We start from the raw sequence: 321 nt of genomic DNA, 5'->3' as shown, positions 1-321 counted from the left end.
TCGATCATCTCCACAGTGCCGTCGGTCATGGTCAGGCGGTAGCGGACGCTGGGGGTCGGGGTGATGATATCCAGATCGAACTCCCGCTCGAGACGCTCGGTGATGATCTCCATGTGGAGCAGGCCCAGGAAGCCGCAGCGGAAGCCAAAGCCCAGCGCGGCACTGGTCTCGAGCTCAAAGGACAGGGACGCGTCGTACAGCTGCAGCTTTTCCAGCGCGTCCTTCAGGTCGGGGTACTTGGCACCGTCGGCGGGGTAGATGCCGCAGACCACCATGGGCTTGACCTGGCGGTAGCCGGGCAGGGCCTCGGAGGTGGGGCGG

At 65.4% G+C, this 321-nt stretch carries 1 pseudogene; it reads right to left on the bottom strand.

The features are described 5' to 3' along the window. Positions 1-321, bottom strand: a pseudogene (locus P0G09_RS16950) (elongation factor 4); the annotation flags it as partial.

It is taken from the genome of Faecalibacterium sp. DFI.5.82, assembly GCF_029076575.1.
Lineage (GTDB): Bacteria > Bacillota > Clostridia > Oscillospirales > Ruminococcaceae > Faecalibacterium > Faecalibacterium duncaniae.
This window is presented reverse-complemented; position numbering and strand designations above follow the sequence as displayed.